The organism is Streptomyces luteoverticillatus, from assembly GCF_003970715.1.
Taxonomy (GTDB): domain Bacteria; phylum Actinomycetota; class Actinomycetes; order Streptomycetales; family Streptomycetaceae; genus Streptomyces; species Streptomyces abikoensis.
The window spans coordinates 2,472,759-2,488,255 of record NZ_CP034587.1; the positions used below are offsets into that span (position 1 = coordinate 2,472,759).

Sequence of the window (15,497 nt, forward strand, 5' to 3'; positions counted from 1 at the left end):
GCCTTATGGCGGTCACGCCTGTTGGCAGGTCGGGCACCAGAAGAGGTTGCGGGCGGCCAGGTCCGCGGTGCGGATCGCGCCGCCGCAGACCAGGCACGGCCGGTCCGCGCTGCGGTAGACGTAGACCTCGCCGCCGTGGTCGTCCACGCGCGGCGGGCGGCCCATGGCCTCGGGGGTGTGCTCGGGGCGCACGGTGTCGATGCGGTTGTTGCGCACGCCCTCGCGCATGAGGTCCACGAGGTCCGCCCAGATCGCGTCCCACTCGCGGCGGGTCACGTCACGGCCGGCGCGGTACGGGTCGATGCCGTGCCGGAAGAGGACCTCGGCCCGGTAGACGTTGCCGACGCCCGCCACGACCTTCTGGTCCATGAGGAGGGCGGCGACGCTCGTGCGGCTGCGGGAGACGCGGGCGTAGGCGCGGGCGCCGTCGTCCCCGGGGCGCAGGGGGTCGGGGCCCAGGCGGTCGTGTATCGCCTGCTTCTCGCCGTCGGTGATCAGCGCGCAGGTCGTCGGGCCGCGCAGGTCCGCGTAGGCGGTGGGGTTCGCGAGGCGGAGGCGGACGGTGTCCGTGGGGGCGGCAGGGTTGCGCCGTCACCCCAGGTGTATTTGCCGAAGAGGCCGAGGTGGATGTGGACCCAGCCGGTTTCGGCGAAGCCGAGGAAAAGGTGTTTGCCGTGTGCTTCGGCGGTTTCCAGGACCTGGCCGTCTATCAGCGCCGCGCTGTCGGAGAACTTGCCCTGGGGGCTGGTCGCGCGGACGGTTCGTCCCGCGAAGGCGTCGCGGTGGTCCGCCGCCAGGCGGTGGATCGTATGCCCCTCGGGCACGGCTGTCCTCCCGGACGTCATCTTCCCGCCGCTTCGCGGCGGGTCCTGCCCCACCCGCCCGCCCGATTGCCCGGCAGCGCCGGGGCAACCACGAGCGGGTGGGGCAGTCCTCGCCTCAGTCCTGCTGCGGGTGGTGGGCCGGGATCTCCGGGAGCTCGCCCGTGGTCTCGTAGCGGCTCAGCATCTCGATGCGGCGCGTGTGACGCTCGTCACCGGAGTACGGCGTGGCCAGGAAGATCTCGACGAACTTCGTCGCCTCCTCCTGCGTGTGCATGCGGGCGCCGACGCTGATGACGTTGGCGTTGTTGTGCTCACGGCCGAGGGAGGCCGTCTGCTCGCTCCAGGCCAGGGCGGCCCGGACGCCCTTCACCTTGTTCGCGGCGATCGCCTCGCCGTTGCCCGAGCCACCGATCACGATGCCGAGGGCGTCGGCGTCCGCGGCCGTCTTCTCGGCGGCGCGGAGGCAGAAGGGCGGGTAGTCGTCCTGGGCGTCGTAGATGTGGGGACCACAGTCGACGGCCTCATGGCCCTGGGCCGTGAGCCACTCGACGAGGTGGTTCTTGAGTTCGTAGCCGGCATGGTCGGAACCGAGGTACACGCGCATGCGTCCGAGTGTGGCACGACCCCGGGGGCGGATCGGCCAGCAGGGGCCGGTGACCCCCTTTCGTAACTCTCGGTGAACACAACGAAATGGATTCGGGTCTTCCTAAAGGCGGCATCAAGAAGTTCTAATTCGGTGGCTCGCAACCCGAGACCCAGAGGAACAACCCGAAGGAACGTGCAGATGAGCGCGACACCGCCGACCATGACGAAGGGGTCGACGACCGGCGATCCCGGCAACGCCCCGGCGTCGGGCGGGGACGGCCTCAAGGCCGGACTCAAGAACCGCCACCTGTCCATGATCGCTATCGGTGGTGTCATCGGCGCGGGCCTCTTCGTGGGTTCCGCCTCCGGCATCGCCGCCGCCGGTCCCGGCATCCTGATCTCGTACGCCCTCGTGGGCGCGATGGTCGTCTTCGTGATGCGGATGCTCGGCGAGATGGCCGCCGCCAACCCCACCTCCGGTTCCTTCTCCGCCTACGCGGACAAGGCGCTGGGCCGCTGGGCCGGTTTCACCATCGGCTGGCTGTACTGGTTCTTCTGGGTCGTCGTGCTCGCGGTCGAGGCGACCGCCGGCGCCAAGATCCTCCACGGCTGGGTCCCGGCCGTGCCGCAGTGGGGCTGGGCCCTGATCGTGATGGTCGTCCTCACGGCCACCAACCTGGCCTCGGTCAGCTCCTACGGCGAGTTCGAGTTCTGGTTCGCCGGCATCAAGGTCGTGGCGATCGCCGCGTTCGTCGTCATCGGTCTGCTCGCCGTCTTCGGTGTGCTGCCCGGCTCCGACAACCCGGGCAACGGCTTCGACTTCCTCACCTCGCACGGCGGCTTCCTGCCGCACGGCCCCGGGGCGATCCTGACCGGTGTGCTGATGGTCGTCTTCTCCTTCATGGGCAGCGAGATCGTCACCCTGGCCGCCGGCGAGTCCGAGGACCCGCAGCGCGCGGTGACGCAGGCCACCAACAGCGTCATCTGGCGCATCGCCGTCTTCTACCTGGGCTCGATCCTCGTCGTGGTCTCCCTGCTCCCCTGGGACTCCAAGGAGATCGCCGAGAAGGGCAGCTACGTCGCGGCGCTCGACTCGATCGGCATCCCGCACGCCGGCCAGATCATGAACGTGATCGTGCTGACCGCCGTGCTGTCCTGCCTGAACTCGGGCCTCTACACCGCCTCCCGCATGGCCTTCTCCCTCGGCCAGCGCGGCGACGCCCCGAAGGTCTTCTCCAAGGTCAACGCCCGTGGCGTCCCGGCGGCGGCGATCCTGGGCTCGGTCGTCTTCGGCTTCATCTCGGTCGGCTTCAACTACCTGTGGCCGGACACCGTCTTCAAGTTCCTGCTGAACTCCTCCGGTGCCGTCGCCCTCTTCGTCTGGCTGGTCATCTGCATCACGCAGCTGAAGATGCGCGGGGTCATCCTGCGCGAGATGCCGGAGAAGCTCGTCGTCCGGATGTGGCTCTTCCCGTACCTGACCTGGGCCACCATCGGCATGATCGTCTTCGTCCTCGGCTACATGGTCGTGGACGGCGGCGACAACCGGGAGCAGGTCCTGCTCTCCACTCTCGTGGGCGTTCTGGTCCTGGCCATCGGCCTGGTCCTGGACAAGCGGCGCCAGGCGGCGGCCAAGGCCGTCACGGCCGCCGAGTAATCGAGCGGTACGGATACGGGCCGGGCCCGCACCCCCTTCTCGGGGTGCGGGCCCGGCCCGTCCGTATATATACGTGTCAGCTGTCAGCCGCGGCGGCCCAGCAGCTTCCACGCCGTCGGCAGCGCGCCCATCGCGAGCGCGGCCTTGAGGACGTCACCGATCAGGAAGGGCGTCAGGCCCGCCGCGACGGCCTCGGCGAACGACATGTGGGTGGCCAGCGCCAGGTAGGGGACGCCGACCGCGTAGATGATCGCGGAGCCCAGGGCCATGGTGCCGGCGGTGCGCAGCACGGAGCGGTCGGCGCCGCGGCGGGCCAGGGCGCCCACGACGGTCGCGGCGAGCAGCATGCCCAGCACATAGCCGAAGGACGGGAAGGCGGCGCCGGAGCGGGCCTCGGCGAACCACGGCATGCCCACGACGCCGGCGACGGCGTACAGGGCGAGGGACAGGAAGCCGCGGCGGGCGCCGAGCGCGGTGCCGACGAGCAGGGCGGCGAAGGTCTGGCCGCTGACCGGGACCGGGGAGCCGGGGACGGGCACGGCGATCTGGGCGGTGAGGCCGGTCAGCGCGGCGCCGCCGACGATCAGGGCGGCGTCGCGGACGCGGGCCCGGCCTCCCGCCTGGGCGGGGAGCAGGTCGGCGAGGACCGTACCGGTCCGGGGAAGGGTGGCGGCGGTGGCCATCGGTACTCCGCGAGTGATGAGGGACGGGTGGGACACGCCGACGTTAGCCGAGCGTGACGCTTTGGGCACCGGGCAGCGGTGACAAAGGCCGACGCCCGGTCTTGGCGGGTTCCGAACGCGCGAAGGGCCGCGAGGTGCTGAGTACACACAGTTGGTGACGGTTTCACCGGGAAACGTGATGCTCGTCACGGAGCGCGAGTGGAGCTTGGCCAGTGGCCCCCGCCCGGGAGAGTCTGGTCCTACCCTTTGCGCGCGTTTGCGTTCTTGCAGATGCGCACAACTTCGCAAGACCCGAAAGAACGAGCTCCATGCACGATGCACCGCCCGTCGTCGAGCCACTCGCCGGCGAGAAGGAACCGCTTGCGGCGGGTCTCAAGCAGCGCCATCTGACGATGCTCGGGCTGGGCGGGGTGATCGGCGCCGGGCTCTTCGTGGGCTCGGGCGCCGGGATCGCGGTCGCCGGGCCCGGGATCATCCTGTCCTATCTGCTGGCCGGCGGGCTCGCGATGCTGATCATGCGCATGCTGGGCGAGCTGTCGGCGGCGATGCCCGCGTCGGGCGCCTTCTCGGTGCACGCGGAGCGGGCGCTGGGCCGCTGGGCCGGGTTCTCGGTGGGCTGGCTCTACTGGTTCCTGCTGGTGGTCGTGCTCGCCGTGGAGGCCACGGCGGCGGCCCGGATCGCCCATGGCTGGGCGCCGGGGGTGCCGCAGTGGGGCTGGGTGCTGCTGTTCATGGTCGTCTTCACTGCTGCCAACCTCGCGGCCGTGAAGAACTTCGGTGAGTTCGAGTTCTGGTTCGCCGCCCTCAAGGTCGGCGCGATCGTGCTGTTCCTCGCCCTGGGCCTTCTTGCGATCTTCGGCGTTCTTCCCGACACGGACGCGGTCGGCATGACGAACCTCACCGGCCAGGGCGGGCTGCTGCCGCACGGCTGGGGCGGTGTGGTCTCCGGCGTGCTGGCCGTCGTCTTCGCCTTCGGCGGGCTGGAGGTCCTCACGATCGCGGCCGCCGAGTCCGACGACCCGGCGCGCGCGGTGGGCCGGGCGGTGCGCAGCGCCGTGTGGCGCATCCTCTTCTTCTATGTGGGCTCGATGCTGGTCATCGTCACCCTGCTGCCCTGGTCGTCGCTGAAGCCCGGGGAGAGCCCCTATGTGGCGGTGCTCGACCGCGTCGGGGTGCCGGCGGCCGGTCAGATCATGAACGTCGTGGTCTTCGTGGCACTGCTGTCCGCCCTGAACGCCAACCTCTACGGCTCGTCCCGGATGGTCTTCTCGCTCGCAGAGCGGAAGGAGGCCCCCCGCGCGCTGCTGAAGGTCTCGCCGGGCGGAGTGCCCCGGCGGGCTGTGCTCGCCTCGGTCGCGTTCGGCTTTGTCTCGGTGATTCTCAATCTGGAATGGCCGGATTCGATCTTCCAGTATCTGCTGAACGCGGTGGGTTCGGTCCTGCTTTTCGTCTGGGGCCTGATCGCCGTTTCCCAGTTGCGGCTGCGGCGGCGGATCGAGCGGGAGACGCCGGAGCTGCTGACCCTGCGCATGTGGTGCTTCCCCTATCTGACCTGGGTCGCGCTGGCCGCGATCGGCGCCGTGCTGGTGCTGATGCTGACCGACGACACGGCGCGTCCGCAGCTGCTGTGGTCGGCCGGCGCGACGGCCGCGGTGGTCGCGGTGGCCCTGCTGCGGGATCTCCGGCACCGGTCCTCGGCGGCCGTCGACCGCTGACGAATTTCGTTTCTGCCGAAATGTCAGTCGCGGAAGGTCACATGTCTGTCTGAATACCGGACAGATGTGTGAAGGGTGTTGTCCTCGGCCAACCTGACCTCCACACTGAGGCAACTTTTCCGCTCACACTCAACGGGGCTTTTACGATCATGACTGGTATACCCTCCCCGCCGGCGACCGGCCCCGCCGACGCGATCCCGGACACCCCACCGGGCCCCTCGCTGTCGCACGGACTCAAGCAGCGTCATCTGTCGATGATCGCGCTCGGCGGCGTCATCGGCGCCGGGCTCTTCGTGGGATCCGGCTCGGGCATCGCCGCCGCCGGTCCGTCGATCGTGCTCGCGTATGCGGCCTCCGGCATTCTCGTGATGCTCGTGATGCGCATGCTCGGTGAGATGTCCGCGGCCAACCCCGCCTCGGGCAGCTTCTCGGTCCACGCCGACCGGATGATCGGCCCCTGGGCCGGTTTCACCGCCGGCTGGGTGTTCTGGACCCTGCTGTGCGTCGCCGTCGCCGCCGAGGGCATCGGCGCGGCGGCGATCATGACGAACTGGTTCCCCAGCACGTCCTCCTGGATGTGGGTCGCCCTGTTCATGGTCGTATTCACCGGCAGCAACCTCGCGGCGGTGAGCAACTTCGGCGAATTCGAGTTCTGGTTCGCCGCCCTCAAGGTGACCGCGATCGCGGTCTTCCTGGTCCTGGGCATCCTCGCCATCGCGGGCGTTCTCCCCGGCACCCACGCCCCCGGCATGTCCAACCTCACCGGGAACGGCGGCTTCTTCCCCATGGGCGGCAACGGCCTGGTCGTCGGCCTGCTCGCCTCCGTGTTCGCCTACGGCGGCCTGGAGACGGTGACCATCGCCGCCGCCGAGTCCGAGCACCCGCGCAAGGGCGTGGCGAGCGCGGTCCGCACGGCCATGTGGCGCATCGCCCTGTTCTACGTGGGCTCGCTGCTGGTCGTCGTCACCCTGATCCCCTGGAACGACCCCTCGGTCGTCAAGAGCGGCCCCTACGTCGCCGTCCTCAACCACCTGGACATCCCCGGCGCCGGCCAGATCATGAACGTGGTCGTGCTGATCGCCCTGCTCTCGGCGATGAACGCCAACATCTACGGCTGCTCGCGCATCGCCTTCTCGCTCGTCTCCCGGGGCCAGGGCCCCCGCAAGCTGGGCAAGGTCAGCGGTGGCGTGCCGCGCTACGCGGTCATCGCCTCCGCCGCCTTCGGCTACGTCGCCGTGCTGCTCAGCTACTGGTGGCCGGACACCATCTTCAAGTGGCTGCTCAACATGGTGGGCGCGGCCACGCTGGTGGTCTGGGGCTTCATCGCCGTCTCCCAGCTGCGCGGCCGCAAGCGCACGCCGAAGGACCAGCTGCTGGTGAAGATGTGGCTCTTCCCCTACCTCACCTGGGCCGCGATCATCGGCATCCTCGGGGTGCTGGGCCTGATGCTCCGCGAGGAGGAGACCCGCATCCAGCTGTACTTCACGGGCGGCCTGACGATCGCGCTCGCGCTGATCGGATACCTGCGGCAGCGCGCGGTGGCCGCGAAGCGCTGACGCGTCACCTTCCCCCTTCGACCGAGGCGGGGTAGGTCCTGATCTTCAGGACCTACCCCGCCTCCGTCTTTGGACCGAGGCCCTCCCCCCTTATCACTTCTGACACGTACTTACTGATAGCGTCTACCTGCAAGTAGGTCGCAATAAGTAGTCGGAGGGCTCGGCATGGCCATCTACACACTTCCTGAACTTCCTTATGACTACTCGGCGCTGGCCCCGGTCATCAGCCCCGAGATCATCGAGCTGCACCACGACAAGCACCACGCGGCGTACGTCAAGGGCGCGAACGACACCCTGGAGCAGCTCGCCGAGGCCCGTGACAAGGACCAGTGGGGCGGCATCAACGGCCTCGAGAAGAACCTGGCCTTCCACCTCTCCGGCCACATCCTGCACAGCATCTACTGGACCAACATGTCCGGTGACGGCGGTGGCGAGCCGCTGGACAAGGACGGCGTGGGCGAGCTCGCCGACGCCATCGCCGAGTCCTTCGGCTCCTTCGCCAAGTTCAAGGCGCAGCTGACCAAGGCCGCCGCCACCACGCAGGGCTCCGGCTGGGGCGTCCTCGCCTACGAGCCCGTCAGCGGCCGTCTGATCGTCGAGCAGGTCTACGACCACCAGGGCAACGTGGGCCAGGGCTCCGTGCCGATCCTGGTCTTCGACGCCTGGGAGCACGCCTTCTACCTGCAGTACAAGAACCAGAAGGTGGACTTCATCGACGCCATGTGGGCCGTCGTGAACTGGCAGGACGTCAGCGCGCGCTACCTCGCGGCGAAGGAGAAGGGCAGCGCCATCATCCTGGCGCCCTGACCCCCGCCCCCCTTGTGCGGCCTGCTCGTGATCGTCTTCTCACCCTTCACGTGGCAGGCATGACGGAGGCCCCCGCGCGGTCGCATCGCGCGGGGGCCTCTCGCGTCCCTCACCTGTGGTGCCCGAACGCCTCGCCGGTCACGGCGAACTCCTTCGCCAGGCCCGTCTCGTGCAACCGGGCGAACGGAGTGAAGGGTACGCCCAGCTCCCGTCCCCCGCGATCGAAGTTCCACGCCTTGTGCACGGCGCAGCGGTAGTCCACGACGGTGGTGCCGTCCGCGGCGACGCGGACCGTGCCCGTCAGCCGGAATTCGACGTACCGCAGCGCCAGCCACCAGTCGCGGCTGACGTGGCGGCTGATCAGTACGTCGCGCCAGCCGCTGTCGGCCGGGTAGGCGGCGGGGGCGCGGTCCCCCGCCGCCCAGCGCTCCAGGGCCTCGGCGCGCCACCGCGCCAGCTGAGCCTCCGCGGCGGCCCGCACGGCGGGCAGGGCGAGCAGCCGCTCGGCGTCGACGCGGTGCGGGGTGCCGTTGCCGCGCAGGTAGTGGCGCAGCATGCCGGACGCGTTGCGCAGGCCGAGCAGGTGCCACAGGGCGGCGAGGGTGTGGCAGGCGGCGAGGGTGAGCAGGTCGTAGGGGCGGACGGGGAGGGTGCCGTGCTCGGCGTTGCCGCAGTGGGGTTCCGGGTCGGCCCAGCCGCCATGGCGGCCTAGCGGCCGGGTGAGGTCGGTCTGGCCCATATGGGGACATTAGTGGACGGGGCGGGTGGTCGCGCGTTGGATTGCCCCAGCCCCGCCCCTTCCCGTTTCTTCCAGGGGCTCCGCCCCCGGACCCCCGCTCCTCAAACGCCGGAGGGGCTGAATCAGTCGAAGATCGGGCCGACCGTCCGCGTGCGCTTGATCTCGTAGAAGCCCGGCGTCGACGCGACCAGCAGCGTGCCGTCCCAGAGCCTCGCTGCCGCGTCGCCCTTGGGGGCCGGGGTGACGACCGGGCCGAAGAAGGCGACCTCGGTGCCGTCGGGGCCGGGCACGGAGATGATCGGGGTGCCGACGTCCTGGCCGACCTTGTCGATGCCCTCCTTGTGGGAGGCCCGCAGCAGCTTGTCGTACTCGTCCGTGTCCGCCGCCTCCACGAGGTCGGCCGGCAGGCCCGCGTCCGCCAGCGCGGCCACGATGGTCTCGCGCGTGCGCGGCTGGTCCTGGTTGTGGAAACGGGTGCCCAGCGCGGTGTAGAGGCGGCCCAGCGCCTCGGCGCCGAACCGCTGCTCGGCCGCGACGCACACCCGCACCGGCGCCCAGATCCAGCCGCCGGGGGCCATCGCCTCGCGGAACTCCTCCGGGAGCTCGTCCAGCTTGTCCTCGTTGAGCACACCCAGGCTCATCACGTGCCAGCGCACGTCCACGGGCCGGACCTTCTCCACCTCCAGCATCCACCGCGAGGTCATCCAGGCCCACGGGCAGGCGGGGTCGAACCAGAAGTCGGCGGTCACTCTCTCGACGGTCACGCGGGTCTCCTCTGCAGCCGGTTGGTCCGGTGATTCAACAAAGGCCCGCGTGCCATGATTCCTGGTGTTCGATAAATGGGACGAGAGACGAGACGAACCCGAGGGAGCCGCGTCGTGCCCGGTGAGAACCTGACCCGTGAGGAAGCCCGCGTCCGCGCCCGGCTGCTGACCGTGGACGCCTATGACGTGGCGCTGGACCTGCGCTCCGCGACCGGAGCGGGCGGACCGGGCGACGAGCCCCGGACGTTCCGCTCCGTCGCCACCATCCGCTTCCGCTGCGCCGAGCCGGGCGCCGCGAGCTTCGTGGACCTGGTCGCGCCCGCCGTCACCGCCGTCACCCTCAACGGCCGGGAGCTGGACCCCAAGGAGGTCTTCGACGGCGCCCGGGTCGCGCTCACGGACCTGGCCGCCGAGAACGTGCTGGTCGTCGACGCGCTCTGCGCGTACAGCCGCACCGGCGAGGGGCTCCACCGGTTCGTCGACCCCGAGGACGGCGAGGTCTACCTCTACACCCAGTACGAGCCCGCCGACGCCCGCCGGGTCTTCGCCAACTTCGAGCAGCCCGACCTCAAGGCCCCCTTCACCTTCTCGGTGACCGCGCCCGCCGGCTGGACCGTGCTGAGCAACGGCGCCCAGGACGGCGAGGCAGAGCCCGTGGACGACTCCTCGGCCACCTGGCGGTTCGTCCCCACGCAGCCGATCTCCACGTACATCACGGCCGTCGTCGCCGGCCCGTACCACGTCGTCCGCGACCACTACAGCCGCACCCTCGCCGACGGGACCGTCCTCGACATCCCCCTGGGCGCGCTGTGCCGCAAGGGGCTCGCGCCGCACTTCGACGCCGACGAGATCTTCACCGTCACCAAGCAGGGCCTGGACTTCTTCCACGACCACTTCGACTACCCGTACCCCTTCGGGAAGTACGACCAGGCGTTCGTCCCCGAGTACAACATCGGCGCGATGGAGAACCCGGGCTGTGTCACCTTCCGGGAGGAGTTCGTCTTCCGGGGCAAGGTGACGCAGTCGGCCTACGAGCGCCGGGCGAACGTCATCCTCCATGAGATGGCGCACATGTGGTTCGGCGACCTGGTCACCATGGAGTGGTGGGACGACCTGTGGCTCAAGGAGTCGTTCGCCGACTTCATGGGCTCCTTCTCGCTCGTCGAGGCCACCCGCTACACCAGCGGCTGGGTCACCTTCGCCAACCAGCGCAAGGCCTGGGCCTACCGCGCCGACCAGCTGCCCTCCACCCACCCGATCACGGCGGACATCCACGACCTGGAGGACGCCAAGCTCAACTTCGACGGCATCACCTACGCCAAGGGCGCCTCGGCCCTCAAGCAGCTCGTCGCCTATGTGGGCCGCGACGCCTTCCTGGAGGGCGCCCGGCGCTACTTCAAGCGCCACGCCTACGGCAACACCCGCCTGACCGACCTCCTCCAGGTGCTGGAGGAGACCTCGGGCCGGGACATGGCCGCCTGGTCGCGGTCCTGGCTGGAGACGGCCGGCGTCAACGCGCTGACGCCACTGGCCACCTACGACTCCGCCGGCCGGATCACCGAGCTGGCGATCCTCCAGGAGGCCACCGACACCCACCCGGAGCTGCGCCCGCACCGGCTGGCCGTCGGCCTCTACCGCCGCGAGGCGCCGGGCGCCCCGCTGCTGCGCTACGCCCGCGCCGAGGTCGACGTCACCGGCCCCCGCACCGTCGTGGCCGAGCTGGCGGGCGCCGAGCGGCCCGAGCTGATCCTCGTCAACGACGAGGACCTCACCTACTGCAAGATCCGCTTCGACGAGGGCTCGCTGGCCACCCTGCGCGAGCACCTGGGCGACCTCACCGACCCGCTGGCGCGGGCCCTGTGCTGGTCGGCGCTGTGGAACCTCACCCGCGACGGCCTGCTGCCCACCCGCGACTACCTCGATCTCGTCCAGCGCTTCGCGGGCGCCGAGACCGACATCGGCGTGCTCCAGATGGTGCAGAGCCGGGCCTCCGAGGCGCTCGCCCACTACGCGGTCCCGGCCCGGCGCGAGAGCGCCGGCCGGGAGCTCGCGGGCAGCGCGCTGCGCGAGCTGCGGCTGGCCGAGCCGGGCAGCGGCCACCAGCTGGCCTGGGCGCGGTTCTTCGCCGCCCACGCGAGCGAGGACGGCGACCTGCGGATGCTGCGCGGCCTGCTGGAGGGCACCGCCAAGATCGACGGGCTGGACGTCGACCAGGAGCTGCGCTGGACGTTCCAGGCGGCGCTGGCCTCCCGGGGCGCCGTCGGCGAGTCCGCGCTCACCGCCGAACTGGCCCGGGACAACACCGCCTCCGGCAAGCGCCACCAGGTGCGCGCCCTGGCCTCCCGGCCGGAAGCGGAGGTCAAGGAGGCGGCGTGGCGGGCGGTCGTGGACTCCGACGCCCTCTCCAACGCCCTGGCCGAGGCCACCATCGCGGGCTTCGACCAGCCGGGACAGCGGGAGTTGCTGGCGCCGTTCGCGCCGCGCTACTTCGAGGTGATCGAGCGCGTGTGGCGGGAGCGGTCCATCGAGATCGCCATGGCCGTGGTGCGCGGGCTGTTCCCGGCCCTCCAGGACCACCCCGGGACCCTGGCCGCCACCGACGCCTGGCTGGCGGACCACGCGGACGCGCCGCCCGCGCTGCGGCGGCTGGTGCTGGAGGCGCGGGACGACCTGGCGCGGGCCCTGCGCGCCCAGGAGTGCGACGCGAACGCGGTTACGGCCTGATCCGACGCAGTTTCGACCCAACACCACCGGCCCGCCGGGCACGTTGTCATGAAGTGACGACGGGCCCGTAACAGCGGTTAGGGGGCGGCCGGGGAGCGGGAATGGCCGGGTCATGAACCCCAACACCCCCCTCTCCCCCCGCCCCCTCCACCACCTCTCCGACGTCCGCCACCGCGTCCTGAGCACGCGTCAGCTGCGGGAGCACGGCGTCACCGGGTCCGTCACCGCCGAGCGGTGCCGCCCCGGCGGCCCCTGGCAGCAGCTGCTGCCGGGGGTCTTCCTGCTCCGCACCGGACCCGCCACCAGCGAGGAGCGGCTGCACGCCGCCCTGATGTACACCGTGCCGCGCGACCGGGTGCCCCGGCAGCCCGGCCCGGCCGCGGACCGCGACACCCCGCCCGCCCCCTACGGCCAGGCCATGATCACGGGGCCCGCCGCGCTGGCCCTCCACCGCTTCACCTCCGTGCCCTCGCTGCTCTCCCTGGAGCACATCGACGTCCTCGTGCCGCGCACCCGCCGGCTGCGCGCGACGGGCTTCGTCCGGCTGGTCCGGGCGCACACCGTGCCCCGGCCGAAGCTGGTGACGGGCCTGCCCGTCGCCCCGGCCGCCCGGGCGGTGGCCGACACCGTGGCGCGGCTGACCGACCCGCAGGCCGTCCGGCGGCTGCTGGCGGAGGCGGTGCGCGGCGGGCACTGCGAGCCCTCGGCGCTCGTCCGGGAACTGTCGCGGGCGCGGCTGCTGAGCCGGCCGCACGTGGTGGACGCCGTGGACGCGCTGCTGGCCGAGGGCCGGTCGTTCGCGGAGGGGCGGCTGTACGACATGGTGCGCGAGCACGCGCTGCCGGCCCCACTGTGGAACGTCGACCTGCGGCTGCCCGGCGGGCCGTGCCTGGGGAGCGTGGACGCCTACTGGCCGGACCACGGGGTGGCGGTGGAGATCGACGTGCGGGCCCCGCGTCAGGACGGCGAGGTGCCGTGGTCGGAGCCGTCCCGCAAGCGCGAGTACCTGGACCGGCTGGGCATCGTGCTGATCCGGCTGACGCCGAGGAAGCTGCGCGACGACGCGGCGCTGGAGCAGCAGGCGGCGGTCGTGCGCACCGCCCTGGTGGCGTCGGCCGACCACGGGCCCACCTCGTACGTGGTGGTGCTGCCGCGGTGACGCGCCGGGCCGCGCGTCACCGCGGGCCGGTGGGTCAGCGGGTGGAGAGGACGAGCTCGGTGTTGCGGTCGGTGGGCGTCCCGGCGAGGGAGGTGTCCGAGCCGGGGGCGTTGAAGGCCAGCTCTCGGTAGAGGGAGGCCAGGCCCGACTGCGAGAGGTCCTGGAAGTCGGTGCGGTAGGGGGCGTCCGACTCGATGAGGGTGGTGAACAGCGAGATCGTCCCGTCGTGATTGTCGGTGATCTCGATGACGCGGGCGAGCTGGGGGTAGTCGACGTGGGAGGCGGTCGCGATCTCCCAGAAGGTGCCCCGGGGGCGGATGCGGTTGCGGTGGCTGTGGCCGTTGATCCAGGCCAGGACGTTGTTGTGGCGCTGGAGGAGAGCGATCACCTCGTCGCCGCCGTGGCGTTTGTCGCGGGGCCGGGCGGGGTCGGGGACGGTGTTGGTCATGCTCCAGCTCGGGTGGTGGCTGAAGATCAGCGCGTACTGGTCCTGATGTGCCGTCAGTGTGCGGTCGAGCCAGTTCAGTTGGTCGGTGCCCAGGGAGCCCTGGTAGTGGCCGCCGGGGTCGGTGGAGTCGATGCTGACGCCGATGACCTTCTCGGAGATCTTGAAGGTGTAGTAGAGGGTGCCGGAGTCGAGGTTGGCCTTGGTGTAGCCGTGGCCGATCGGCCCCTGGCCGGCGTGCTGGGGGTCGAGGTGCGCGGCGATGTACTGGCGGGGGGTGAGGGGCGCCCGGCGCGGGTCGGGGGTGATCCGGCGCATCTCCTTGCGGTGCGTCTTGAGCATGGCCTCTATGCGCTTGCCCTTGGGGTCGGAACCGCCCGCCTCGCCCTGCATCAGGTATTTGGCCTCGTCCGGCGGGACGTACTGGAGCTTGCGGTCGCCGACGCAGACGTCGGCGATGTAGGAGCCCGCCGCCGGGTAGCAGCCGCCGGAGAGCAGGTCGTGGTTGCCGAAGGTGGAGTACCAGGGGACGTTCAGGCCGGGGCTGGTCACCCTTCGGGTGGCGGCGTCGAGGTAGCCGTCGATCCTCGGGTAGCCGGCCAGTTTGTCCTGGTCGCGCAGGTCGCCCTCGGGGTGCCAGTAGAGCTTGAGGCCGCTGTTCTGGACGCCCTCGTAGTGGCGGGGGTCGCCCGTGTTGGGGTCGAGGCGGCCGCCGCTGAGGGCGGTGAGGAACCACTCCACCTCGATCCTGGCGTTCTCGTCCCCGTTGTCCCCCGTGGTGATCACGAACGCGAACGGCGTACCGGTCACCGGGCCCCGGCGCACCTTGTTGACCCGCTCGACGAGGGAGACCACGCCGGGCAGGGTGAGCGCCTCGTGCGGACGCCAGGCGCCGGGCTCGCCGGAGCGGAAGAACTCGTAGCGCAGGGGATGCTGTACGTCCGTCAGGTGGAGGTCGGTGAACTGCACGAAGGAGGCGAGGGTGGTGCGCCGGTCCTCGCGGCCGCCCTGCGGCGCGGCCAGCTCGGCCCGTACCTGCCGGGGCCAGCCGGGTCCGTCGCCCAGGCGCCGGTAGCCGCCGGTGCCGCGCGGCGCGGCGACGGAGACCAGGGTGGTGCCGGCCCCGGTGGGGGCGGCGGAGGGCTCCGCCGTGGGGGTGCCGGCCTGGGCGGTCGCGGTGGCGGTCGCGCGGGCGGCCGGTTCGGGTGGGGGATCGGCGGCCGCGTGGCTGTCGCCCGCCCCCAGCCCCAGTCCGGCGGCCGTGGTGACGGCGCCCGCCGCGGCCAGGAAGGCACGGCGGTCGAGCTGCGGTGCTGCGGTGCTGTGGGATCTGCGATGCATGGCGGTCTCCCCGGTGCGAACGCGAAGGCGAGCGGTCTGGCGTGCGGGTTGCGGGCTCCGTTGTCAAGGATCGTTGGCAGCCCGGATGACCTGGGCGTGAACAGGGCCGCAACGCTCGCCGCCGGTCACCTCGCATGGATCTTGGCTACTGCGAACTGACATACACCACTCGTCCCCTGGCGTACTGACGCTCACTCAGCGTTCACCCGCGCGGGAAGCCCTGAGCCACCCCTGGACGCAGTCTTTTAGTCCGTTTGTCCTACAGGAGCTGAGCCAAGGGAAGGTGCTGACCGCTTCACGGCCTCCGTCCCGCTTCATCCCACATGGCGGGTGGCGGGTTTACGCCATCTTTATATTCCTGCCCTGGCAACTCTCCCCAAACCCGCATCACTTCCATAAAAGTGATCGCTCATCCGGCTCCGATTTTCGGACGCCGCGTCGTGGTGCCCAGCGTTGTGCACTTTCCGCTGAGTTTGCTGTCGCCTCATCACTTCCAGT

General features: G+C 70.8%; 11 protein-coding genes and 1 pseudogene. 6 read left to right on the forward strand and 6 right to left on the reverse strand.

Annotated elements, in window-relative coordinates:
* Positions 1–12 precede the first annotated feature (12 nt).
* Together EKH77_RS10620 and EKH77_RS10625 are read right to left on the reverse strand one after the other, a co-directional pair.
* Positions 13–824 (reverse strand): annotated as a pseudogene (locus EKH77_RS10620) (Fpg/Nei family DNA glycosylase).
* Positions 825–939: 115 nt separating this feature from the next.
* Positions 940–1,428, reverse strand: coding sequence for a ribose-5-phosphate isomerase (locus EKH77_RS10625; protein ID WP_126914155.1), 489 nt, complete (start codon positions 1,426–1,428; stop codon positions 940–942).
* A 180-nt stretch (positions 1,429–1,608) separates the two neighbouring features.
* Here EKH77_RS10625 and EKH77_RS10630 point away from each other — a divergent pair, with 180 nt between their 5' ends.
* Complete coding sequence (locus tag EKH77_RS10630; protein ID WP_126914156.1) at positions 1,609–3,066, forward strand: amino acid permease; 1,458 nt, start codon at positions 1,609–1,611, stop codon at positions 3,064–3,066.
* A gap of 83 nt (positions 3,067–3,149) precedes the next feature.
* Here the strand turns inward: EKH77_RS10630 and EKH77_RS10635 are convergent, their stop codons facing one another.
* Positions 3,150–3,749: a biotin transporter BioY gene (locus tag EKH77_RS10635; RefSeq protein WP_126914157.1), complete on the reverse strand. Its 600-nt coding sequence runs from the start codon at positions 3,747–3,749 to the stop codon at positions 3,150–3,152.
* A 308-nt stretch (positions 3,750–4,057) separates the two neighbouring features.
* On the opposite strand from EKH77_RS10635, the gene EKH77_RS10640 reads away from it, so the two are divergent.
* From EKH77_RS10640 to EKH77_RS10650, 3 genes are all read left to right on the forward strand, one after another.
* Positions 4,058–5,464 (forward strand): amino acid permease, encoded by a 1,407-nt coding sequence (locus EKH77_RS10640; RefSeq protein ID WP_126914158.1) that lies wholly within the window; start codon positions 4,058–4,060, stop codon positions 5,462–5,464.
* A gap of 149 nt (positions 5,465–5,613) precedes the next feature.
* Positions 5,614–7,020: an amino acid permease gene (locus EKH77_RS10645; protein WP_126914159.1), complete on the forward strand. Its 1,407-nt coding sequence runs from the start codon at positions 5,614–5,616 to the stop codon at positions 7,018–7,020.
* A 165-nt stretch (positions 7,021–7,185) separates the two neighbouring features.
* Positions 7,186–7,827 (forward strand): superoxide dismutase, encoded by a 642-nt coding sequence (locus EKH77_RS10650; protein WP_126914160.1) that lies wholly within the window; start codon positions 7,186–7,188, stop codon positions 7,825–7,827.
* Between the two features lie 109 nt (positions 7,828–7,936).
* Here EKH77_RS10650 and EKH77_RS10655 read toward each other — a convergent pair whose 3' ends face one another.
* Together EKH77_RS10655 and EKH77_RS10665 are read right to left on the reverse strand one after the other, a co-directional pair.
* Positions 7,937–8,566 carry a hypothetical protein gene (locus EKH77_RS10655; protein WP_164737782.1) on the reverse strand — a complete coding sequence of 210 codons (630 nt, stop codon included), beginning with the start codon at positions 8,564–8,566 and terminating at the stop codon, positions 7,937–7,939.
* 122 nt (positions 8,567–8,688) lie between these two features.
* Positions 8,689–9,330 (reverse strand): DsbA family protein, encoded by a 642-nt coding sequence (locus tag EKH77_RS10665; protein ID WP_126914163.1) that lies wholly within the window; start codon positions 9,328–9,330, stop codon positions 8,689–8,691.
* Positions 9,331–9,444: 114 nt separating this feature from the next.
* Here EKH77_RS10665 and pepN point away from each other — a divergent pair, with 114 nt between their 5' ends.
* Both pepN and EKH77_RS10675 read left to right on the forward strand, forming a co-directional pair.
* The gene (pepN, locus tag EKH77_RS10670) at positions 9,445–12,054 is read left to right on the forward strand and encodes an aminopeptidase N (protein ID WP_126914164.1); all 2,610 of its coding nucleotides are present in this window, start codon (positions 9,445–9,447) and stop codon (positions 12,052–12,054) included.
* Positions 12,055–12,166: 112 nt separating this feature from the next.
* Positions 12,167–13,213, forward strand: coding sequence for a hypothetical protein (locus EKH77_RS10675; RefSeq protein ID WP_126914165.1), 1,047 nt, complete (start codon positions 12,167–12,169; stop codon positions 13,211–13,213).
* A gap of 34 nt (positions 13,214–13,247) precedes the next feature.
* On the opposite strand, the gene EKH77_RS10680 is transcribed toward EKH77_RS10675, so the two are convergent.
* Entirely contained in the window at positions 13,248–14,999 is a 1,752-nt protein-coding gene (locus tag EKH77_RS10680) for a TIGR03767 family metallophosphoesterase (protein WP_126914166.1), read from the reverse strand.
* Positions 15,000–15,497 lie beyond the last annotated feature (498 nt).

What these genes read in the sequence shown, in the direction of transcription:
- EKH77_RS10625 (WP_126914155.1), bottom strand. Translation starts at nt 1,428, where the DNA reads ATGCGCGTGTACCTCGGTTCCGACCATGCCGGCTACGAACTCAAGAAC.
- EKH77_RS10630 (WP_126914156.1), top strand. Translation starts at nt 1,609, where the DNA reads ATGAGCGCGACACCGCCGACCATGACGAAGGGGTCGACGACCGGCGAT.
- EKH77_RS10635 (WP_126914157.1), bottom strand. Translation starts at nt 3,749, where the DNA reads ATGGCCACCGCCGCCACCCTTCCCCGGACCGGTACGGTCCTCGCCGAC.
- EKH77_RS10640 (WP_126914158.1), top strand. Translation starts at nt 4,058, where the DNA reads ATGCACGATGCACCGCCCGTCGTCGAGCCACTCGCCGGCGAGAAGGAA.
- EKH77_RS10645 (WP_126914159.1), top strand. Translation starts at nt 5,614, where the DNA reads ATGACTGGTATACCCTCCCCGCCGGCGACCGGCCCCGCCGACGCGATC.
- EKH77_RS10650 (WP_126914160.1), top strand. Translation starts at nt 7,186, where the DNA reads ATGGCCATCTACACACTTCCTGAACTTCCTTATGACTACTCGGCGCTG.
- EKH77_RS10655 (WP_164737782.1), bottom strand. Translation starts at nt 8,566, where the DNA reads ATGGGCCAGACCGACCTCACCCGGCCGCTAGGCCGCCATGGCGGCTGG.
- EKH77_RS10675 (WP_126914165.1), top strand. Translation starts at nt 12,167, where the DNA reads ATGAACCCCAACACCCCCCTCTCCCCCCGCCCCCTCCACCACCTCTCC.
- EKH77_RS10680 (WP_126914166.1), bottom strand. Translation starts at nt 14,999, where the DNA reads ATGCATCGCAGATCCCACAGCACCGCAGCACCGCAGCTCGACCGCCGT.